This is a genomic window from Microbulbifer rhizosphaerae, assembly GCF_014191725.1.
Classification (GTDB): domain Bacteria; phylum Pseudomonadota; class Gammaproteobacteria; order Pseudomonadales; family Cellvibrionaceae; genus Microbulbifer; species Microbulbifer rhizosphaerae.
On the sequence record NZ_JACHWZ010000003.1, the window covers coordinates 39,247 to 60,790 of the forward strand.

The following is a 21,544-nucleotide window of genomic DNA, read 5'->3' on the forward strand; positions in this document are numbered from 1 at the left end:
AAAGAGCAGCATGCCCATTACAGCTCGGCGAGTTTTTGCAGCAGGGGGAAATAGAGAGCGCAACGGATGTTGCGTTCGCCGCGGGCGTAGAACAATTTCCTATAAGCTTCCAATTGCCCGCGGTAGCGTTCCAACTGTTCCCCGACAAAGTCTTCCTCGGGCTGGTCCGCGGCGGGCTCCGCGGTCTTGTAGTCCACGATCCAGCGCCGGCCCTGTTCGTCAATAAAGGTGCGGTCGACGATGGCGCGGCGCAGCTGCCGGCCGCCGCTGTGCAGTTCCAGTTCGCAGGCGGAGTCGCGGTGGCCGGAGTCCAGCAGCCAGCGGCCGCTGGGGCAGGCAAGGGTTTTGCGCACTGCCTGTTCCACCTTTTCCTGCGCCCGTTCCAGGCCGGAGCCGCTGAGTCCCAGTTGTTGCAGGCGCAGCTGCCACAGGGGGTGCTGTTGCGCCAGGCGTTCATTGTCCCATTGGTCGAGGCTGCCTTGGGCGATGGTGGCCTTGCCTTGGGCGATGGTGGCCTTGCCTTGGGCGATGGTGGCCAGGGTTTCGTGGGCCACGGTGCCGGCGTGGCGCAGCCAGCGCAGCCGTACCTGGCCCATATCGGGCAGGTTGGGTTCCTCGCTGTCCGCGCGCCGGTAGTCGGCGGTGCGATACTCCGCCAACAGTTCCTGCCGGGGCAGGGCGGGGGCCTGCCAGTCCGCAGGCAGGCGCAGCAGATAGCTTTGATCGCTTGCGGCATCGCTCTCCTGGGCTACCCCATCCGCTTCCAGCCAGTGGCACCAGTCTGTCTCTCCGTTGATGGCCGGCCAGATGCTGGCGAGCAGGGAGGCACTACCGGGGGCTTTCAGAGACTGGCTTTTTTCATCTCGCTGCACGCAGGCCAGCAGGTGCAGGGAGCGGATGGCGCGGGTGCAGCCGACGTACAGCAGGCGCGTTCCCTCTAAACGTTCGCGTTCGCTGTTATCGTGGCGCAGGTAGTCGAACAATGGGTCCCGGTCGCCGCGGGGGCTTTTCGGGGCCAGCAGGAAGCGGTTTTCGCCGGCGCTGTTCAGCCATTCCGCCCAGCGCAGCAGTTGGTCCCCGCCGGGCTTGCCGCCCTGGTCCAGGCCGGGAATCAGCACATGCTCGAATTCCAGGCCCTTGGATTTGTGGATGGTCATCACCTGTACCCGCGCTTCCTGGGCCGGACGCGCGAAGAGTTTCTGCAGCGCCTGCTCGAAAGCTTTCCAGTCCTGAATACTGCCGCCGCAATCGAATTTTTCCAGCAGCAGGAAAAAGTCGTGGGTGCTGGCCAGTTGGCTCTTGTCGGCGGTTGCCACCGGGCCGCCGAGGGCTAGCCACAGGCCTTCGATCCAGGCGCGCAGCGGTTTGCGCCGGCGCTCTTGCCAGGCGTTGCGCAAAAGGGGGCCGGTGCGCCGCAGGCGCGCGCGACCCGCTTCGCTGAGGGGTTCGATCCGATCGATTTCTTCCAGCGTCTGCAGCAGCGGCCGCGCGCGGACATCCAGCGGTGCCCTCTTATCCCCAGAGGTGGAGGGGCCGTTGCCACAGTTGGCCACATGGTACAGGTCGGTGAGATCCAGGCCGCACCAGGGTGCGCGCAGGACCGACAGCCAGCTGATACGGTCGCCGGGGTCGTGCAGGGCGCGGGTGAGGCTGAGCAGGTCCAGCACCACCATTTGACTTGCCAGCGGCGCCAGTTCGGAGGCCTGATAGGCGATGCCGGCGGCTGACAGCTCGGGCAGTATGCGCTCCAGGTGTTTTTTCTTGCGCGCCAGTATGGCGATGCGGCCCTGGGGGTCCCGCTGTAGCAGTTCCTCCACCAGCCGCGCCGTCTGCTGCGCTTCCTGCTGCCGCTCTTCGTCGTTGACGCAGCCGTAGAAATTGACCGCCGCGCCGTTCCAGTTTTTGGCCTTGAATGCCTGCGATGGCAGATAGCGCACGGCGCCGCGGCCGATATTGTCCTGGGTTGGGAAGGCGGTTTGAAAAGTGCGGTTGACCCAGTCCACTACCGGCGAGCCGGAGCGGAAATTCACCTGCAGGTCCAGCGGCCCCAACGGCACTTCGCCAATACCGCGGCTGCGCGCGTCGAGAAAAATCCCCACGTTGGCGTTGCGGAAGCCGTAGCAGGACTGCATGCCGTCGCCGACGATAAAGAGGGTGCGGCCGTCGTCCATCTGCCAGCCGGCGGTAAGCTTTTCCAGCAGTTGCAACTGCAGTTGCGAGGTGTCCTGGAACTCGTCCACCAGGATATGGCGGATCTGCACATCCAGTTTCAGTGCCAGGTCCGTGGGCGACTCGGCTTCACCCAGCGCGGTAAGCGCGGCCTGGGCCACCTCCGTGTAGTCGGTGGCGCCCAATTGCTGGAAAACCAGTTTTAGCTCCGCCACCAGCAGCGGCAGCACTTTCGCCAGCGCCTGTAGCAACTGCCACTGATCCCGCACCATACCCGCGGGCAGGGCCCGCACCTCGGCGATGGTGTCGAGCAGCTGCCGGTTGCCGGCCAGCTCCGCAAGCAGCTCCTTGAGGCGGGTTTTATATTCATCCGCACGGGGTTTTTCCGGGTCCTTCTTTCCCAGCGCGGGAAAGCCCAGATTTTTGTTGATCCCCCCCGGTTTGCGCAGCTCGCCGGCATTGGTCACCAGCAGGCCCACCAGTGCCAGCCACTGGGGCAGGGCCTGATTGGTCACCGGCGGCAGTGTATCGAGATCCGCGCACTGGCACAGGGGGTGATCCGGTTTGTCCCGGCGCAGATTGGTCCCGGCAAAATTCGCGAGTTCCACCAGTTCGCCGGCATAGCCGCGCAGCACCTGTTGCAGCGCGCCGAGGTTTTCTGTGATCAGCTCGTCGATCACAAAATGAAAATAATCCTCGGCGCCCTCCAGGTTCACGTTCAGGAGCGGCCCCAGCCACTGCTCTCGTTTGCCCAGCAATATCTGCAGCAGCTTGTTGAGCTGGCCGAGATCGTTGTCCAGGTGCAACAGCAGGGATTGCAGCGCGCCGTCCGGCTCCCCGGTATCCAACTGCTTGAGCAGATTGACGATCGCCATTTCAAACGCAATCTGCGGCTGTTCCAGCGGTTCGCCGGGCGCGCCCATGCCGCTCTCGATGGGGAGCTGGCTGGCCAGGCTGCGGCAGAGGCCGTCGATGGTCTGGATTCGCAGGCGCTGGGGGGATTGCAACAGCTGCCAGTTCTTCTCCTCGTCCCGTTGCAACAGTTGCCGCGCCAGAATCCAGGTAGTGCGCTCATGGGGATTTTCCGGATCGGCAGTTTCCCGTGCGTTGCGCAGCGCCTCGATCAATCGTTCGCGCATCTCGCCCGCCGCTTTGCGGGTAAAGGTGATCGCCAGCACTTCCTCCGGCTGCTCGCAGCTGCCGAGCAGTTTCAACAGCCGCTGGGTGAGCAGGCCGGTCTTGCCGGAACCGGCGGGGGCGGAGACGGCGAAGCTCTGGCGGATATCCAGTGCGCGGATTCGAGCTTTGGTGTCGACTGGCTGGCTGACTGTATCGGTTACTTCGATCATAGAATTTTCTGGGCTGAGAGCAGGAATTAGATATCGGTTCAGTTATTTTCTGATGGCTTTCTGATGCTTGCACCCGCCAGGTAAAGGATCATTCCGCCGTTCGCACCCGTTCCGGCCACCGATTTAGCGGCCAGAGATCCCGTTGCGCAAAGTTATCCGCCGGCCGCTGAAATGCCAGCGCTGCATATCCTTCGCGGTACTCCTCCGCCAGTTGCGACAGACCCAGGCGCCAGTGATCGACTAACTGCTCCCAATTGTCAAAGGGCGATTCCTTCTGCGTGTCCGCCACCGCCTTGATACCCTCGATGGGCTCTGCAATATCCCCACAGCCTTTAAATTTGCTATCACCGTTGCGCACCTGCGCAAAGGCAATGGCGCGGGCCTCGGTTTGCATCAGTGCGTAGAGAGGCAATTGGGGTTCGCGCACGCGTTCGCTCAGCCAGTCGTTGATACTGGGCACGCCGGTTTTGTAGTCGATCACCAGTTGTTCGCCGTTGGGCAGTTGATCCAGGCGGTCGAGGCGCAGGTGGAAGCCGAGGCCGGCGAGTTCGATGGGTTGTTCCCATTCGATCCGGGTCACGGAGAAATCCGGGCGGGTTTCCTCCACTTCCAGCCACTGCTCCAGCAGCCGGGTGAGCCGCTGTTGTTCCAGTTGCCAGAAGCCGGCGGGGAGTTGGCGGTGTTGGGCCTGTTTTTCGCGGATGGCGTTTTCCACTGCTTCGCGGATGCGCAGCTGGCGTTCTTCACCTTGCAGTTGGTGCAGGGAAAAGGCATCGGCCCGACCTTCGGGGAAAGAGAGCCAGAAGTGGGCGAGCACCTGGTGTACCAGGTTGCCGCGCTCGGCGGCGGAGAGGCCGAGCGCGGGCGCCTGATAGCTGGCGGCGCCCAGGCGGTATTGCAATTGCGCGTTCAGCGGGCAGAGCGCTTGGGCCTTCAGTACCGAGGCGCCGCCGCGCACGCGGACACGCTCTTCAGCGGGGAGGGGCGGCAGTTGCGCATCTTCGATTTTTTCCAGCGCAGCCGCAGATTCCAGTTGGTGATAAAAAGATTCCAATGAATCTCCATTTACAGTTGCCGCCTGCGGCAACTGTCCGAACAGGGAACTCAGTTGTTGCTGTACGCCGTCTTCCTCGCGGGCGAAGCTGACGGTGATATCGGCGGCGGCGCCGAGCAGGTCGCGCGTGATCTGGCGGGCCAGTTCCAGTTCGCGTTCGGCGCTGGCGCGGGGCATCTGCCAGTGCTTTTGCCAGGGCATGGGCAACAGCGGGTTGGGCGAGGGGGGTGGCGGCCATTGCTGCTGGCCGAAGCCCACCAGGCGCAGGTGGTCGAAGGCGAGGCCGCCGGCTTCCAGTACGCCGAGTATCTGCACCGGGCTGTCCCGGGTCTCCGCCTGGAAGGGGGTGCGGTTGGCGATCTGGTTCAGCTGTTGCAGCGCCTGGTTCAGGGTGAGGGCGCCGGCGAAGGTGCTGAGTGCGGCCAGTTCTTCCAGTGCGCCTTCCCACTGGGTGAGTTGCTGGTATTCCTGGCTGTCCGGGTTGCGCGGGCCGGGCCAGCCGAGGGTTTCCAGGGTTTGTGAGAAGCGCTGGGCCCAGATTTCCGCCGGCGCGCGCTGCCAGCGGCGCGCGAAGTCGGCGACTTTTTCCAGTTGTTTGGGCAGGGGACTCTCGGGTGAGAGTTCTCCCGCGATTTTTTCCGCGCGGTAGCGCAGGGTGACGCCGTCGATCTGCCACAGTTCCAGCTTCTGCAGCTGCCGGAAGAGGGCGCTGCGCAGATGGAGTTCGTCGGTTGTGCCCCAGAATGGCGAGAATAGAATATTTTTCAGCTGGGCGTAGTCCCATTGGTCGCGCAGCAGTTCCAGCAATTGCATGGCCGCCGCGCCCACGGGGGTTTGCGCCAGCGGAGTGCCGGCGGAGAAGTTGAATGGCAGGGTATAGCGGGGCTGATCCGGGTTCAGCCATTGGGGTTCCAGTACGCGGGCGAAAATATTCTCCACCTGGGCGCGGCACTGGCCCAGGTTGTTGACCACTATGCCGAGGCCGGCGCCCGGGTTCTGCCGCAGTTTGTCCGCCGCCCAGCGCGCGGCCTGCAGCAGTTCGTCTTCCAGGTCCACGCAGGGGGCGCAGGTGATCTGCGGTTTTGCTTCCGGGCTATCACAGCGTGTTACCTGTTCCGCCGCGAGGGTCACTATCTCCTCCGCGAGCGGGGAGATCTGCGCGAAGCCGGCCAGTGCCAGCTGCGGTACGCGGAGTAGTACACCTTCGCGAAAAGCGCGGGCGATCAGCTGGTCCCGCTGGTCCTGGGTAATGGCGTTGTGGCTTCGCAGCTGGGCTTGAAAGGCGTCGATCATATCGAACAGCGGGAAGTCCCCGCGCGCAAGGGCGAATTGCTCCAGCAGCGGCGGCAGGGTGTCATCCAGGGTGTCAAAATCGGACAGCAGGCGCCATTGCATCAGCTGGCTCAACGCGCTGTCCGCATCGCGGCACAGCTGCTGGCTGTTGAGCAGTTGCCTGTCCAGTGATTGATCCAGCGCGCGCTGCCACAGCAACTGGCGCTGTTCCCGGTTCAATACCTGCCTGAGCGCCAGTTGCCAGTTGCGCTGCTGGAGTCGAAACCAGCATTTCTCCAGCCAACCTTGCAGGGATTCCACCGGCGGTGGCGCCCAGCAACTGCCCGCGGCCTGTTGTGCGCCGTAGACCTGCTGGCAGCGATTGCGCAAGCGGTTGGTCGGGGTCAGCAGCAGGCCGCCCGGGGGGAGTTGCGCGAGTATTTCCAGTAGGGGGAAGGCGGGTTGCAGCATTTTGTCTTTACTAAATCCCTGTAATCAGAAGATCTATCGCGTTAATTATCTCATCTCGAAAAAAATCAAGAGAAACGACGGGCTTTTTTAACATGGAAATTGGTGCGCTGGCCATTTGATAGGTGAGTAGAGCGTATTCGGTTCCTCCCAGCTGGAAAGCAGGACAAAGCCTTTCTGGAGCTGACTTTTCCAGCTGGGAAGCGAGAACGACGGGTATAACCATCCTGGAATTCAGCACAGAAACCAAGTCGCTCTGCACGTTTAGGAAGTAAGGGTACGCCTTCCTGGTGTCTTTATCGGTATTCTCGAAGAGTGTGAATTGATTCATCAGAATCCTCTAAAGGAATCAGAAAATAGTCCATGCTTCTCCACAAAATCATTGCAGGCTTCGAGAGATTCCCGATTTTTCTTTAACCACTCCTGCTCCTGACGAGTCTTTACTTCCGCGGCCAGCGCCTTTTCTAGGGTTGCTGACAAATTGATTTTTAGTCGTTTGGCCTCGGTGAGTAACTCTTGGTTCAGGCTGAGATTTGTCGGCTTCTTGGGCGCGGAGTGATCGTAAGCTTGCTTCACGGGGCATCTCCTTAATGAGGATTCTTGGTGCGCATCAGTTATGCGCATAAGTGCAGTGTATGCCGCGGATGGGGATCAGACAAGTTCAAATCCGGCAAACGCTTGACCAATCTTGTAGTCTGGGTCAGGTGCGCTTGTCAGCAGCAGCCCCGAGCCGGGATTTGCGGGCAGGGCAAACTTAAGCTCCTCCAACCACCACTGCACCCGCCGTGCTATGGCCGCACCGGAGTCCAGCCATTGGATATGGCGGGGTGCGCAGCGGTCCAGTTCGTCCCGCAGCAGGGGGAAGTGGGTGCAGGCCAGTACGGCGATATCCACCTTGTCCCCGCCGGGGGCGTCGAAGATACGACTCAGCACCGGGGCCAGGTCTTCGGCGGTAGCCGGCTCGCCGCGCAGCTTGGCTTCCGCCAGGCGCACCAGTTCCGGTGCGGGTACGTTGATCACCTGGGCGCCGTTGGCGAATTCCTCGATCAGGTCGTGGGTGTATTTGCGATTGACCGTACCCTCGGTGGCGATCAGGGCGATGGTGCCGGTTCCGCTCGCGGCCGCCGCCGGCTTGACCGCGGGCACTACGCCCACCACCGGCTGGGCCAGTACTTCGCGCAGTTGTGGCAGGGCCAGGGTACTGGCGGTGTTGCAGCCCACCACCAGGATATCCGCCCGGCTCCGGGCCATCATGCGGCCCGCTGTGTCGACAATACGCGGGCGCAGCTGTTGCTCGGTCTTGTCGCCGTAGGGGAAGAAGCCGTTGTCGATGCCGAAGTGCAGGGTGAGGCCGGGCAGCAGGGTGCGGATCTCGCGCGCGATACTTATTGCACCCACGCCGGAATCGAAGACCAGTACACTTGGGGGCCGGTCCGCCCCCTTGCTAGAATGCGCGCTCGCCAATGCTGTTACTCAAAGCCGGTTTCGGCATAGCATAACAAAACATCCACCCGACCAAGAGCACTCCATGGAAGTCTTCCCCCTGCGGATCGAACTGGACCAGGCAGTCGGTGCCGTCCTTGTGCTGCTCGGCCTGCTGGCTGCAGCGGTATGGCTGGGCCGCGCCGGCCTGGCGCGCCGACTGGAGCAGAGCCTCGGGTCGCAGGCGGTGTTGCAGGCGCGGCTCGACAACAGCCGCGAGCGCGAGGCCCAGCTCTCCGCCGAAGTGCAGGCACTGCGCACGGAGCTGGAGGACAAATTGCAGCGCCTGACCCGCAGTCAGGTGCTGGTGGAGAAGAGCGAGGCGGCGCTGGCGGAGCAGCGTCAACTGCTGGAGCAGACCCGCAAGGCCATGGCCGAGCAGTTCGAGAACCTGGCCAATCGCATCTTCGAGGAAAAGCAGCAACAGTTCGTACGCCGCAGTGAGGACAGCCTGCGCAAGAGCCTGGACCCACTGGAGCGCCAGTTGGGGGATTTCCGCAAGCGGGTGGAGCACGTCTACGACCGCGAGAACGCCGAACGCAATAGCCTTCTAGGGCAGATCAAGGCGCTGCGCGAGCAGACCCAGCGCATCAGCGAGGAGGCCCTCAACCTGACCTCGGCGCTCAAAGGCGACCGCAAGGTGCAGGGCAACTGGGGCGAGGTGGTGCTGGAACGACTGCTCGAGGAGTCCGGTCTGCAGAAGGGGCGCGAGTACGATACCCAGGTCAGCTTCATCGGGGATGGCCGCCGTCGCCAGCCGGACGTGATCGTGCACCTGCCGGAAAACAAGGATCTGATTATCGACGCCAAGGTCTCGCTGCTGGACTACGAGCGCTACTGCTCCGCGGAAGCCGACGAGGAACGGGCGCAGGCGCTGAAGCAGCATGTGCAGTCTCTGCGCGCGCATATCGCCGGCCTGAACAAGAAGGCCTACGAGCAACTAGAGGGCGTGCGCACCCTGGATTTCGTATTTATTTTCGTGCCCATCGAGGCCGCCTACATGCTGGCCATGCAGGCGGACCCGGGGCTGTTCCGCGACGCCTACGACAAGCATATCGTGCTGGTGAGTCCCACCAGCCTGATGGCCACCCTGCGCACGGTGGAGAATATCTGGCGCTACGAAAAACAGAACAGGAATGTTGAAAAGATCGCCGAGGAGGCGGGCAAGCTGCACGACCAGTTCGCCATGGTGCTGGAGTCCCTCGACGAACTGGGCAGCCGTATCCGGCAGACGGAGGACGCCTACCAGCAGACCTACAAACGCCTGGCCACCGGCCGCGGCAATGCGGTCAAGCGTATCGACAGCCTGCGCAAGCTGGGGGCCAGGACCCGTAAACAGATAGACGCGAACCTGCGCGAGCAGGCGGAGACTTCCCACAGCGGGGCACTGCCAGAGCCCCAGACCGAAACCGAAGGCGAGTAAAACCCGATGGAGATGTTCGCCTTTGCACTATCGGTTACCGGGCCGATCTTTCTCACCCTCATCATCGGTTACGGGTTGGCGCGCCAGGGCCTGTTGCGCGAGGGCTTTGTGGACGACGCCTCGCGCTTGGTGTTCATGATCACCCTGCCGGTGCTGCTGTTTATCAATATTTTCACGGCGGACGCCGAGCTGGGGCAGGAATTGCCGCTGTTGGCGGCAGGATTCCTGGGAACCATCATCACGATTCCATTAGCCTGGGTAGTGGCCCGGCCGTTGGCGCGGGGGGATCGCAGCGCTTTTATTCAGGGCGCTTTCCGCGGCAACCTGGGAATTATCGGCCTGGCCTGGGCGGCCAACGCCTACGGCAGCAGCGGCCTGGCGCAGGCGGCGCTGCTGATGGCGGTGGTCACCATTATATACAACCTGGCGGCGGTGGCGCTGTTCGCGGTGTACAGCCAACAGGCAAGCTTCAGCTGGAAAAAACTGGCGAAAGACATTGCGCAGAACCCGCTGATCGTGGCCATCGTACTGGCGCTGATCTGCAAGCAACTGGGCGTGAAACTGCCGGAGATTCTGTTGCAGACCGGTGACTACCTGGCCTCCATCACCCTGCCGCTGGCACTGCTGTGCATTGGCGCCAGCCTGGATTTCAGCTTGCTGCGTCGTAGCTCGCTGGCCGCCTTCGGCGCGGTTGGATTCAAACTGCTGATTGTGCCGGCGGTTCTGCTCGCCTTCGGCTGGCTGTTTCGACTGCCTTCGCAATCCATGGGCGTACTGCTGCTGCTCGCCGCCTCACCCAGTGCCACTGTGTCTTTTATTATGGCGCGGGCGCTGGGCGGCAACAGCCAGCTGGCGGCCAATATCGTCGCCCTGAGCACCCTGTTATCTATCGTTACCGCCAGCCTGGGGCTGGCGCTGTTAGAGGTATTTCTATGAACTCCTTTCCCTCTTGGCTACTGATTGTGGCGGCGCTGATCGTCCTTGCCCTGGCGGTGATCGCCGGTTATTACCTGCGCAAACTGCATCTTGCACAAAAGGTGCAGGCACAACAGCTGGCGGAACTGGAGCGGGCGGCACAGGATCAGCGGCGGCGGGTCAACGACAGTATCAAGATCCTCGCCCGCACACTGCTGGACGACGGGGTGGGGCTGACCGAGGCCTCGATCCGCATTCGCGTTCTGCTGGACGCGCTGCAGGTGGGGCAGAGTGTGCGCGACGAGTTTGTGGCCTTTTATACGGTGGCGGACAAGACCAGCCATATCCCGATTCTGCAGGAATGGAAGAAGCTGCCGCGCAAGAAGCAATTCCAGTTTGAGCAGGAAATGGCGCGAGTGGAGGTGGAGTACCGGGATTTTGCCCTGGATGCGGCGCAGAGGATTCTTGGTAGGTCATTTTAAGTCGTCACACCGGCGCACGGTGTCCAGTTTTCGGAGCTTTGAATCTGGATGCTGGTACCGGATCAAGTCCTGCATGACAGTGGTTAGCTATTTGCGGACCAGCAAGAGACCCGATTCGGTGTGGTCCGTATAGGGAAACTGATCGAATATCGCAAAACGCTCAACCCTATGCGTCTTGCTCAGTTCCGCCAGGTTTTCCAGCTGTGTCTCGGGGTTGCAGGAGATATACAGAATCCGCGGGAAGCGCGCGACCATTGCACAGGTGTCCGCATCCAGCCCGGCGCGGGGCGGGTCCACCAGCACGGTGGAGAAGTCGTAGCGCTCCAGGTCGATATCCCTGAGCCGACGGAAGGGGCGCACCTTGTCGATGGCCTGGGTGAATTCCTCGCTGGACAGGCGCACGATATCCAGATTGTTCACCCCGTTCGCGCGGATATTTTCCTGTGCGGAATTGACCGAAACCTTGGAAATTTCCGTCGCCAGCACTTTATCGAAATGCTCGCTGAGCGGAATGGTGAAGTTGCCGTTACCGCAGTAGAGTTCCAGCAGGTCGCCGCGGCTTTCTTTGCAGACATCCTTGGCCCAGCCAATCATCGCGCGGCAGATTTCGCCATTGGGTTGGGTAAAACTGCCCTCCACCTGCTTGTACTGGTAGGTTTTGTCGCCGATTTGCAGCCGTTCGGTAACGTAATCCCGCTCCAGAACCACCTTCTGTTTGCGCGAGCGGCCGAGGACGGGGAAGCCCAGTTTTTCCTGCAGGGCGCGGGCGGCGGACTCCCAGTCTTCGTCCAGTTTCTTGTGGTAGATCAGGGTAACCAGCGCATCGCCGCCCAGGGTGGTGAGAAACTCGGCGCTGAACAGCCGTTTCCTGAGAACCTCGCTGGTGTTAACCGCCTCCAGCACCAAGGGCATCAGGCGATTGATCAGCCCGGCGCCGACGGTAAACTCCTCGATAATAAACGGCTTCTTGTATTCGCCCTGACGATACATGGCGTAATGGGCGCGGCCCTGTTCCTGCCAGATCTTGAACTCCGCGCGCAGCCGGTAGTGACTGGGGGGCGAGGGGAAAACTTCCGGGTCGAGGTCGGTGTAGTCCCCATAGGCCTCACGCAGACGCTCCACCTTCTGTTGGAGCTGTCGGGTGTAGTCGTCTGTGTTTACACTGTGTATGGCCATAAGTGAACTAACTATAGGGGAGGGGCCTGCCTTCGGAGGCTGGGTGGCATTGCTTCAGAAATTCAGGGCGCGGATTATATGGCAATTGGTGAAATACAAATACCGGTGCGCGGCCAGGGGCTGCACGAATTTACCGACCAGGTGAACGACTGGGTGAGGGAGCAGGGCGGCGGCGACGGCCTCTGCACCCTGTTTATCCAGCACACCTCCGCCAGCCTGCTGGTCCAGGAGAACGCCGATCCCAGCGCGCGGGAGGATCTGGAGAACTGGCTGAACCGGCTGGTGCCGGAAAACGATCCGCTTTACACCCACATCCTGGAAGGGCCGGACGATATACCGGCGCATATCAAGGCGGCGTTGACGGCTACCAACCTTTCCATCCCGGTACAGGCGGGGCGGTTGATGTTGGGGACCTGGCAGGGGATTTATCTGTGGGAGCACAGGCATCACCGGGGCAGGCGGCGGGTGATTTTGCACTTCTAGTGCCCCCTCTCCCTAACCCTCTCCCTAACCCTCTCCCCCAAAGGGGGAGAGGGGTCGGGGAAGAGGGCCGGCCAGGGGAAGAGGGGCTACAGACAGTTGGTAGGCTTGGGCAGGCCGGCGATCTTACTGGCCACTTTGGCCGGGCTCGGCGGAAACAGCTGCATCAGGTAGATACTGCGTCCCTTGTCCGCTCCCAGGTGCTGACCGGCGTATTTGACCAGCGGGCGCATGGCCGGGGACAGTTCGAATTCCCGGTAGAATTCCTGCAGCAGGCGGATTACCTGCCAGTGGTCCTCGGTGAGTTCTATGCCCTCCGCCCGAGCCAGTTGCTCCGCCACAGCCGGGCTCCAGTCACCCAGGTTGCGCAGGAAGCCCTCTTTATCCAGCGGAATTTCCCGGTCTTCCACCTGAATACTTCTCATCACTTGAACCAGCTGACGATAGGGTTGTGTTCGGTGCACAGGGACACCCAGCGGGCGTCGTCGATCGCCTGGATATTTTCCGGAATCGACAGGCCGCGCGCATCGGTATCCGCTTCCAGGCAGTAGACCGGCGATATAGTAATTTTTTCCGACGCGGGTCCGCTGAGGGCGTAGACTCCGTCCTCGATCAGCAGCAGTGCGTCGCCCTCGGCGAAACTGCCGATACAGTCCGTCAGCGCGGACGAACTGTAGGGGGATTTGCTGACGATGTGCAGGGTCATGTCAAAAACTCAGTACGCTGTCGTAGCCGGCGATAAAACGGCTGGTATCGGCAATCAATTTTAACCCGGCGCCGGGAATTTGCAGTTGTCCGGCATCGATCCCCCGCTCCAGCAGGCTGCGCTCGCAGATGTGAACCGTTTCCACTCCAAATATCGGCAACGCCTGCAGGTTGCGCCGCAGGTTCTTCTGTTCGATGGCCTCTGCCCGCTGGTCGTCCAGCAATTGGAAGACGCCGTCGCCGAGGAACAGCAGGTCCGCTGCCTGATCCATGGCTGCCGCGGCGAGTACGGCCTCCAGGCCCTCGCGCGCGAGGGCGTTGCCGTAGGGTGCCTGGCGGCACAGGGCGAGCAGGCGTTTTGCCATTTCAGGCTCCAAAAGTTATCAGGCGATCGGATCTGGCCGCGGCGTCCGCCAACTGGCCGAGACCGGACAATTCGAAACCTTCGGCGAGATTGCCCGCGGGCTTTTCCAGCCGCAATGCCTCGCTTTCACTGAGTACGCCACGTCGCTGGGCGGCGGCGATGCAGACCACCAGATCCAGTCGGTGCTGCTCCTGCAGCGACTGCCAGCCGGCGACCAGGTCGGTCTCATCCTGAGGTGGTGCGCTCAGCGCGCTGCCGTTGTGCACGCCGTCGCAGTAGAAGAAGACCCGGTGGATCTCATGGCCCTGTTGCAGCAGCGCCCGGGCGAAGCGCAGCGCGCTGGCGGCGGATTGAGAGGCGTGGGGGGCGCCGTAGATTACCAGGGAAAATTTCATCGTGGCCGGATATTAAAATGCCCCGTAAAGCGGGGCATTGGTTTCTCTGCAGGGGCAATGTTCGCGATCGGATATCAATCGCGGGCATGGCCCGCTCCTACAGAATGATTCCTTCGGCATCAATCGTCGGAGGCAAAACCGAAGAGATGCAGCAGGGCGGTGAACAGGTTCAGGATATCCAGGTACAGAGCGGTGGTGGCCATGAGATAGTTGGTTTCGCCGCCATTGATGATCCGGCTGGTGTCGTAGAGGATAAAGCCGGAAAACAGCAGTGCGATCACACCACTCAGCACCACGCTGGCCAACGGCATGTATACGCCGAACATGCTGGCGATCATCATGCCCAGGGCGCAGACCAGCACCGCAATCAGGCCCACGAACAGGAAACCGCCCATAAAACTGAAATCCTTGCGGGTGGTCAGCACGTAGGCGGACAGCGCGAAGAAAATCAGTGCAGTAGTGCCCAGGGCCTGCATGACGATCTGCCCGCCACCGGCGAGGCCAAGGTAGTAGTTGAGCAGCGGGCCCAAGGAGGCGCCCAGCAGTCCGGTGAACGCGAATACCACGCCGACACCGGCGGCGGAGTTGGCGGTGCGCGGCAGGACAAACCACACCAGCACGATGGCGGCGATGGAACAGATCAGCCCCATGCCACGCCCCATACCGATAGCCATGGCGATGCCGGCGGTGAAAGCGCTGAACAATACGGTCATGGCCAGGAGGGCATAGGTATTGCGCAGTACCTTGGACGTTTCCGCGCGGTCCAATGCCCGGGATTGTGTGTAAACTTGCGGCTGCATTAGCAACTCCTGCTATTGATCCAATGATGTTAGGGAATCATATAGGCGGCTAGTTGGACCTTCAAGGGGAACCGGAGTTCGTTTTTTTGGAACTGGGGACCGCGGAGCCTTAGATACTCTGTTTCAAATCCAACTCTGGTCATACCGGCGCACCCTGGTATCCACTCCGATCTGGGTTCCGGGACCGGACCGGTCCGGCATGACGTTCCTGCGCCGCAACGACGATAATGCGCGGTAGGGGCGAACCACTCAATCCTCCCCACCCACCACCAGATCCGCAATCAGCGGCAGATGATCGGAGGCCTGCCGGGTGAGCTCGGTCCGCGGCACCAGTATCCGGCTTACTTCAAGGCCCGGCTCCACAAAAATATGGTCGATGCGCACCTTGGGCATGCGGCTGAAGAAGGTGCCCAGGGGGATGTGCTCGGGCGCCTTGATCTGGGCATCGTGTAACCGGCTCCCCAATCGCTTGCACTCGATGGAATTGGGCAGGGCGTTGAAATCCCCGAGCAGGAGCCTGGGGCCCCGGCAGTTCGGATGCGCCAACCATTCAGGACCGAGCAGGGCCTCCACCTGGCGCAGGCGCTCGGCCTTGGACAGGCCCAGGTGGGTGTTGAGTATCTGCACATGCTTGCCGTTGTAATCCACTTCCACCCACACTGCGCCCCGCGGCTCCTGTGCGGCGGGATTGAAGCGGGCGGGGCTGAAGCGGGAGCTTTTGTCGTCAGGGGGGCCGGGCAGTATGTCTTTCTTGACCAGGCGCATCGGCAGGCGGGAGAGAATGGCGTCGCCGTAGCGCTCCTCCTCCATATGGAGCGCCGGATGGAAGTGATAGTCCATGGCCAGCAGGCGGGCGATCCGCTCCGCCTGGTCCAGGCCGCCACTTCTCTGCCGCTTCACGTCCAGCTCCTGCAGCGCCACCACGTCCGGGTGGTAACGGGCGATGATTCGCGCGATGCGTTGGGGGGAGAGCTTGCCGTCCACGCCACGGCAGCTGTGCACGTTGTAGGTCATTACCCGCAGGGTTTTGACCGGGGCGGCGCGGGGTGCCGCCGGCGCCGGCCTGGCGCCGCGCAGAAAGAGTCTGGCGGCGGAGCGCAGTTCCTCCGGACGCCAGTAACCGCGCTCCGGGTCCGGCGACGGAATATCCGCGGGCATTAGCGCGAAGGCATGGGTCTCGTTGGGGCCTATGCCGCCGTGGCTGCCGTTCTCCATGGCGAAGGTCATGGGTTCGCGACCCGCACACCAGCCGAACATCATAAATTCCCCGGCGTCCGTATGGCGGCACAGCTGGGCCACATCCTCGATGGTCTCCTTCGGGAAGGGGTGGCCACTGCCCAGTAGCTGCGGGCCGTCCTCCGGCAGGCGCACCGGCCCCTTATACCACCAACCGTGGACCGGAGAGGCGGGGTCTGAGGGGGCCGTGCGGTAGAGCACTAGCGGTACTCCCGCCTTCTCAACGATCAGCCGCGCCACCTGTTCCCGCGGGGTACTATTGAGTTCCAGGTTGTAGAGCATGGCCACCGGGCCGAGGGCGGCCAGGGCCAGGCGCGGTTCGTCGCCCCGATATTGTGGGCTGTCCTCCGGGATCATTTTCTGTATCCACTCGCTGCCGAACAGCCGCGCCCGCTCCAGCTGCATGCCGCGCCGGCCGTTGCTGTGGTAGCCGCGGGGCTCCGTGGGCAGGTCCGCCAGCGCTTCGGTGAGGGCATCTCCCAGGGTGCGGCCGTGCCGCTCCTCATAGGGCTGCGCCTGCTCCTGGCCGTGGTCGGAGAAGATCCACACGTCGTAGTTGCGCCGGTCTGAGCGATGTGCGGCGCGCCAGATACGCGCGATGGCGTCGTCGATGCCCTTGAGGGTCCAGTGGGCGAAGCCCGAGTGGGGCCCGCGGCGGTGGGACTGCTCGTCGTATCCCAGCAGATTCACATAGATCACCGGCAAGCCGCGGGCGATATCGATCTTTACCCCGATGGTGCAAAGCTCCCGCATCAGGATGGTAACCGCGACGCGCGTGGGCACGAACATCAGCTCCCGTATCAGGTCCTGGCCCTGGATAACGCCGCGCACACAGTCCGTCATCGCCAGTGCCCCTTCCACGACTACCAGTGCGCCGGTGCGCACCAGGCTCCAGGCGTTGGTGATCAGCATTAGCAGCATTTTCAGCGGGCCCGCCTCGCGCAGTGCCGGGCCCCAGCCGCGGTCCGCCGGGCAGAAGTGGGCCTCGCCGTGTTCGGCGCCTGCGCGAAACAGGCTGAGGTAGCAGCTGCCGCCTCTCAGCAGTGGGTTCCGATACCTGGCGGTAATTTTCTCCTCCACCCGAGCGGCCACGTCCGGATCATACATACGCACCAGTTGCTGTGAGTCGCGCATCATGAAACCGAAGGCGGGAACCGCCTGGCGCACGCCGTAAAACAGCTCCGCCTGCACCGCCGGAGTGGTGGTGGGTATGCCGGGATAGAGATGTTCCAGGTGGTAGTGTTCCCTGTCCATCAGCCGTTTCAGAAACGGCATCCGGCCTTTGGCCAGTGCTTTTTCCAGTTGCGGATGGGCCAGGCCGTCGATCTGGATCAGGATCAGCCCAGGGGCGCTGGATGGAGATTTGCTGGTGGGCAGGCCCAGCAGCCGGGCCATCCATTCGCTGCGGCTGAACCGGCGGCGCCAGCGGCGCAGCGTGGTCTCTATGCGCCCGATCATTGCCGCTCGGATGGTGTTTGGGTGTGGGTGAAGGCGGCACCGGCGGCACCGGTAACGCCCTCGATGATTTCCCATTGGGCGCCGATCAGGTTGCGCAGGCGCATCCACTGGGCGTACAGAGAGTCGTCCAGTGACCAGGGGCGTTCGAGCAGCGGCCGGTACAGCTGCAGGGCCCGCTCCGCGCAGCTTTCCATGGAGAAGTCCTCCGCGGTGCGGAGCGCCTGCTCGCGCAGCTTGCGACGTTCCGGTAGGGGCAGGTCCCGCAGCCACTGCAAGGCGCCGATGAAATCACTGCTGTGCTGCCGTGGCAGCAGGCGGCCGTTTTTCCCGTCGCGCACCACTTCGCGAGTACCGTTGGCATCCAGCGCGATCACCGGTACACCGGCGGCCATGGCCTCGGTGAGCACCATGCCCTGGGTCTCACTGGTGGAAGCGAATACAAAGGCATCCATGGCCGCGTAGGCATTTCGCTGCGCCTCTCCCTGCAGCGTTCCCGGCATATGCAGGCGGTTGGCGAGTCCCAGAGCGGCAAACTGCCTGGTTAGCTGCTCGGTTATGGGGCCGGAGCCGACGATTAAAAAGTGCGCGTTGGTATTCTCCTGCATAAATTCCGCCACTGCACCGGCAAGGAATTCCAGGTTTTTTTCCGGCGCCAGACGCCCCAGATGTCCGAGCAGCAGGGCTGATTCCGGTATGCCGAACCGGGCCCGTGCACGGGGCCCGTCGCCGCCGCGGAAGTTCTCCAGCTGCACGCCGGTGGGCACTTCCGCGATGGAGGTTTTCACTCCGCGCTCGTGGAGCAGTTTGGCAATACTCAGGCTGGGTGCGAATACCAGGCCGGCAAGATTGGCATAGCGGGTGGCCAGCTCGATGACGAAGCGCTTCAGCGCCTGGGAGTCCGCCGGCACGTAGTGGGTATAGCGCTCGTAGAGCGTGTGGTGGGTGAAAACCAGCGGCAGCTGCCGCGAACGGGCGATGCGCAGCGCGGTCATGCCCAATAGAAACGGGTGGTGGGAGTGGACGATATCCGGGCGGAATTCGTTGAGCTTCTCATTTAGGTGTCCGGCAAAGGGCAGGGCTACGGAGAAGTCGCTGCCATTGAAGTTCTGAATCGCGGAAATCCGCACCACATCCTGCTCGTCCTCGTCTGTTTCGCTGCCGGTCTGCGGAAACTCCGGTGCGACGATCAAGACCTGGTGGCCACGTTTGCGATATTCCTCGCTGAAAGCCGCCACCGATCGGGCCACGCCGCCTACGTGGGGAAGGAAGGTGTTGGTCAGCATCACGATATTCATTGGCGCGATAGCTCCACAGTGCTGGCGCCGGGCGCGGCAATCACCGGGATGTGACCGAGGGCGCGCACTTCAATCGGGGGAGCGGCCCGGTGCCAATTTGCGCTCCAGGTTACCCTGGGGTTACCGCCGGGGGTTATTTCCAGGGACAGAGTGCCGAAGCGGGTCGGGGCGGGGCCGAAACGAATGGAGCCCGCAGACGTCTCCGCCAGCCACTCCTCGGGCAGGCCGGAGGCGAGGATCAGGGTTTCCCCTTCTTCGCGTACAAAACAATTGCGTTGCATGGCTACCCATTCCGCCGCTGCCCAGGCGTGCTGACCATCGCCCATACAGCCACCCAGGGAGTGCGGGTGAATAGCCTCCGGCCATTGACCGGTGGGCGATGCCAGCCTGGCCACATTGCGCATTAATTCCACGCAGCGGGCATCGCCGGCGCGCAACAGCACCTGGGCGATGTGCAGGGTGAGGTAGGCGTTGATGCCGGAATGGATCATATCCTGGAAGAAGCCGCCACTGACAAAGCATTTGTCCATCAAAAATTCCGTAAGATCCGTCAACCGGGGATCGTCGGGTGGATACAGCTGCAGCGGGTAGCCGGCGGCGATGGAACCGATGGCCCCCGCGTCCAGGCGCCGGTTGGGGGAGGCGGGCATGGCGGGCCTGCCCAGGCGTTCGGCGGCATCGGCGAGGCTTTCATCGATGGTCCGCTGGAGGTCTTCGGCCTGGGCAGCAAAGGTTTTCCCGTCATTCTCCAGTCCTTCCCGCCGGCAGATCGCCGCCGCGGCTCTCAGGCCGGCGACTCCCCAGAAGTCGTCCCAGTAGTAACAGTCATTGGGGCCCAGGTGTTCCGCGCTGAAGCCCGCCGGCAGCAGGCCGCCGCAACGGCTGCCGTCGCTGGGCAGCCGCTTGGCGTCTATCCAGCGCGCCCCGCGCAGTATCGCCTCGCGCCAATCGGCCTTTAGGGGGCGGTTGGTGAATTGGCAGAAGAGGTCGAAGATCCACAATGCCTCGCCATTGGAATCCCATTCACCGTCCTGGGAATGGAAGAATCCGTCGTGTTTCTGCCGGTGTGGGAACTGGTCCAGTGCCCGTTCGGCCCGTTCGACCAGTCCGGCGTGCAGCAGGGTTTGGATCATGAATGCGGCGTCGCGAAACCAGAATCTCTTGTAGGTGTAGGGCCCTGGATATACGTCTTGCGGGGAGTGCAGCACCAGGGTACGGATGGCGGCATCGTAGAGAAACTGCAGCTGTTCATCCGGTACCGACATGGCGCAGTGGTTTTGCAGGTTATCCTGCCAACTTGCTGGCAATTTGCTTTTGCGTCGACCACTGTGCAGCGGGATCTTTACCCCGGTGTGCAAAGGCTTGCCGGCCTCAATGCGAAACAGCGCGGCGGCGGTGGCCATACCGACCTCGCATTCGCCGTGGACCTGGCCGGCTTGCTCCGTCAGGCGCAGGAAAATATCGCCGTGGCGGTAATTGGAGGCGAGATGGCGGTCCACCGGCCGGTCGAATTCCACTGCGGTTTTTTCCTCGATCAACCAATGGCGCCGGTCGTCGTCGAGGCGCACTTTGTGCACGAAACTCACTCCCTCCGGGTTACAGGGACGCAGGGTAACCACCAGCCAGCCGCCGCCGGCACTCCGCGCCTGCAGTTCCAGCAGGCAATGGCTGTCGTCGCTGTCCAGCTCCACTTTGGCGCGGTTGTGCAGATAGAGTTCACCTAGGGTACTTTCGGTAACCACAGACGTATTTTCGTCCATTTCCAGGCGTTGGTCGCAAGTCTTCAGTTGCGATGGAATCAATTGTTCACCCTCATCGCCAATCACCCAGGCGTCGACGGACCAGCCGTCGTAATGGGGAGTGAGCAGGCCGCGGGGGTCCACGATCGGCATTTCCTCGCAGTCGGGAATTCCCACCGCAGTCCAGTTGCGGTGGCTCAGGTTGCAATGGGTAATAGAGAAAGCGCGCGGAATAAAGGACTCGTCGCGGGGATTGAACTGGCGTTCGATCCAGTAGGGCCAGACCCAGTCCAGATTGTGCTGGATCACTTTGCTGTTGATCAGTGCGCGGGCGTGAAAAACCATTCCCGCACGCAACAGTTCGATGGGCTCGCTCACCTCCGAGGGCTCGGCAAAGCGCTGCATTCTTGCCATCACTGACATGGGATCGAGGAAGCCATGGGCCGTTGCAAATTTGCGCACGAAAAAACGCCAGGGCAGCCATTTCATCCAGGGCATCAGAGATCCTCTCGGTCGATTTTCCTCGCCAGCGCTCGGCGGGCCATGCGGGTCAACCCGATCACCGCGATCACCGCCAGCACGAACCCCATGACGTAGAAAAACCACTGCAGTGGTGTGCGTTCAGTGGGTGCGCTTCCTATGGTGGCGAGGTCCGAGGCGATGGAGCCCAGGTAGACATTGTTCAGGCTGTAGGGAATGATGCCGATCAGGTTGCCGAGTGCGAAATCCCGCAGGCGCAACGGCGTCAGGCCAAAAAAATAATTGGAAAGCTTGAACGGAAAAAGAGGCACCAGGCGGGTCAGCATCACCATGCGCCAGCCCTCGTCCCTGATTATCTCGCCGAGGTCGGGAGGTTTGATATGCGACATCAGCCAGCGCGACGGCCGCGGGCCGAACAGGTAGCGCGCGATCAGGAAAGCCAGGGTCGAACCCAATGCCGTGCCGGCGACAACCAGCAGGGTACCCTTCACCACGCCGAATACAAAGCCGGCGCCCATGGTGAAAATGACCCCGGGCAGGAGCACCACAATCGCTGCGGCCATGATCAGGATAAACAGCAGGCTCGCCTGCCAGCCGCGACTCTCCAGCCACTGTAGTACGGCTACAATCCGCTCGTCCAGGTCGAAGTAGAAGAGCAGGGCCAACACGGCGGCTACGACCAGGATACTGATCAGGATGATCCACACGAGGGAATGCTTTGCCGTCATGTTCCCGCCCGAAAATAGCTCGAAGACCGCAACTTTTAGCGCTTGCCAACTTATAGACTAGTCAAATGAAGCGG

At 62.3% G+C, this 21,544-nt stretch carries 19 protein-coding genes; 4 read left to right on the plus strand and 15 right to left on the minus strand.

The window, feature by feature from the left end; genetic code table 11:
- Positions 1–17: 17 nt before the first annotated feature.
- The 5 genes from FHS09_RS03710 to murI all read right to left on the minus strand — a co-directional run bounded on the left by FHS09_RS03710 (position 18) and on the right by murI (position 7,776).
- Positions 18–3,518 (minus strand): UvrD-helicase domain-containing protein, encoded by a 3,501-nt coding sequence (locus FHS09_RS03710; RefSeq protein ID WP_183456845.1) that lies wholly within the window; start codon positions 3,516–3,518, stop codon positions 18–20.
- Between the two features lie 88 nt (positions 3,519–3,606).
- Positions 3,607–6,315: a PD-(D/E)XK nuclease family protein gene (locus tag FHS09_RS03715; RefSeq protein WP_183456847.1), complete on the minus strand. Its 2,709-nt coding sequence runs from the start codon at positions 6,313–6,315 to the stop codon at positions 3,607–3,609.
- A gap of 10 nt (positions 6,316–6,325) precedes the next feature.
- Positions 6,326–6,643 (minus strand): CcdB family protein, encoded by a 318-nt coding sequence (locus FHS09_RS03720; RefSeq protein WP_183456849.1) that lies wholly within the window; start codon positions 6,641–6,643, stop codon positions 6,326–6,328.
- The gene (locus FHS09_RS03725; protein WP_343057397.1) at positions 6,643–6,888 is read right to left on the minus strand and encodes a type II toxin-antitoxin system CcdA family antitoxin; all 246 of its coding nucleotides are present in this window, start codon (positions 6,886–6,888) and stop codon (positions 6,643–6,645) included. Before FHS09_RS03725 ends, FHS09_RS03720 begins: the two co-directional genes overlap by 1 nt.
- A gap of 75 nt (positions 6,889–6,963) precedes the next feature.
- Entirely contained in the window at positions 6,964–7,776 is an 813-nt protein-coding gene (murI, locus tag FHS09_RS03730) for a glutamate racemase (RefSeq protein ID WP_183456853.1), read from the minus strand.
- A 64-nt stretch (positions 7,777–7,840) separates the two neighbouring features.
- Here murI and FHS09_RS03735 point away from each other — a divergent pair, with 64 nt between their 5' ends.
- Genes FHS09_RS03735 through FHS09_RS03745 form a run of 3 tightly spaced genes read left to right on the plus strand, consistent with a single transcriptional unit; the run spans position 7,841 to position 10,614 of the window.
- On the plus strand, positions 7,841–9,217 hold the full coding sequence (locus FHS09_RS03735; RefSeq protein ID WP_183456855.1) for a DNA recombination protein RmuC: 1,377 nt from the start codon (positions 7,841–7,843) through the stop codon (positions 9,215–9,217).
- A gap of 6 nt (positions 9,218–9,223) precedes the next feature.
- Complete coding sequence (locus tag FHS09_RS03740) at positions 9,224–10,153, plus strand: AEC family transporter (RefSeq protein ID WP_183456857.1); 930 nt, start codon at positions 9,224–9,226, stop codon at positions 10,151–10,153.
- Positions 10,150–10,614, plus strand: a complete 465-nt coding sequence (locus tag FHS09_RS03745; protein ID WP_183456859.1) for a DUF2489 domain-containing protein — start codon at positions 10,150–10,152, stop codon at positions 10,612–10,614. The genes FHS09_RS03740 and FHS09_RS03745 overlap by 4 nt, the downstream gene beginning before the upstream one ends.
- 87 nt (positions 10,615–10,701) lie before the next feature.
- Here the strand turns inward: FHS09_RS03745 and trmA are convergent, their stop codons facing one another.
- The gene (gene trmA / locus FHS09_RS03750; protein WP_183456861.1) at positions 10,702–11,790 is read right to left on the minus strand and encodes a tRNA (uridine(54)-C5)-methyltransferase TrmA; all 1,089 of its coding nucleotides are present in this window, start codon (positions 11,788–11,790) and stop codon (positions 10,702–10,704) included.
- A gap of 78 nt (positions 11,791–11,868) precedes the next feature.
- Between trmA and FHS09_RS03755 the strand changes: the two genes are divergently transcribed.
- Positions 11,869–12,273, plus strand: coding sequence for a secondary thiamine-phosphate synthase enzyme YjbQ (locus FHS09_RS03755; protein ID WP_183456863.1), 405 nt, complete (start codon positions 11,869–11,871; stop codon positions 12,271–12,273).
- Between the two features lie 86 nt (positions 12,274–12,359).
- Here the strand turns inward: FHS09_RS03755 and FHS09_RS03760 are convergent, their stop codons facing one another.
- The 9 genes from FHS09_RS03760 to FHS09_RS03800 all read right to left on the minus strand — a co-directional run bounded on the left by FHS09_RS03760 (position 12,360) and on the right by FHS09_RS03800 (position 21,470).
- Positions 12,360–12,695 carry a TusE/DsrC/DsvC family sulfur relay protein gene (locus FHS09_RS03760; protein WP_183457289.1) on the minus strand — a complete coding sequence of 112 codons (336 nt, stop codon included), beginning with the start codon at positions 12,693–12,695 and terminating at the stop codon, positions 12,360–12,362.
- On the minus strand, positions 12,695–12,976 hold the full coding sequence (tusB, locus tag FHS09_RS03765) for a sulfurtransferase complex subunit TusB (protein ID WP_183456865.1): 282 nt from the start codon (positions 12,974–12,976) through the stop codon (positions 12,695–12,697). The genes FHS09_RS03760 and tusB overlap by 1 nt, the downstream gene beginning before the upstream one ends.
- Position 12,977: 1 nt before the next feature.
- Positions 12,978–13,340, minus strand: a complete 363-nt coding sequence (gene tusC / locus FHS09_RS03770) for a sulfurtransferase complex subunit TusC (RefSeq protein ID WP_183456867.1) — start codon at positions 13,338–13,340, stop codon at positions 12,978–12,980.
- Position 13,341: 1 nt separating this feature from the next.
- Positions 13,342–13,734, minus strand: a complete 393-nt coding sequence (gene tusD, locus FHS09_RS03775; protein ID WP_183456869.1) for a sulfurtransferase complex subunit TusD — start codon at positions 13,732–13,734, stop codon at positions 13,342–13,344.
- A gap of 119 nt (positions 13,735–13,853) precedes the next feature.
- Entirely contained in the window at positions 13,854–14,534 is a 681-nt protein-coding gene (locus FHS09_RS03780) for a Bax inhibitor-1/YccA family protein (RefSeq protein ID WP_183456871.1), read from the minus strand.
- Between the two features lie 249 nt (positions 14,535–14,783).
- Positions 14,784–17,228, minus strand: a complete 2,445-nt coding sequence (locus tag FHS09_RS03785; RefSeq protein ID WP_183456873.1) for an endonuclease/exonuclease/phosphatase family protein — start codon at positions 17,226–17,228, stop codon at positions 14,784–14,786.
- Complete coding sequence (locus FHS09_RS03790; RefSeq protein WP_183456875.1) at positions 17,225–18,523, minus strand: glycosyltransferase; 1,299 nt, start codon at positions 18,521–18,523, stop codon at positions 17,225–17,227. Before FHS09_RS03790 ends, FHS09_RS03785 begins: the two co-directional genes overlap by 4 nt.
- Positions 18,520–20,760, minus strand: coding sequence for a glucosidase family protein (locus tag FHS09_RS03795; RefSeq protein WP_183456877.1), 2,241 nt, complete (start codon positions 20,758–20,760; stop codon positions 18,520–18,522). The genes FHS09_RS03790 and FHS09_RS03795 overlap by 4 nt, the downstream gene beginning before the upstream one ends.
- Positions 20,760–21,470 carry a TVP38/TMEM64 family protein gene (locus FHS09_RS03800; RefSeq protein WP_183456885.1) on the minus strand — a complete coding sequence of 237 codons (711 nt, stop codon included), beginning with the start codon at positions 21,468–21,470 and terminating at the stop codon, positions 20,760–20,762. Before FHS09_RS03800 ends, FHS09_RS03795 begins: the two co-directional genes overlap by 1 nt.
- Positions 21,471–21,544: the final 74 nt, after the last annotated feature.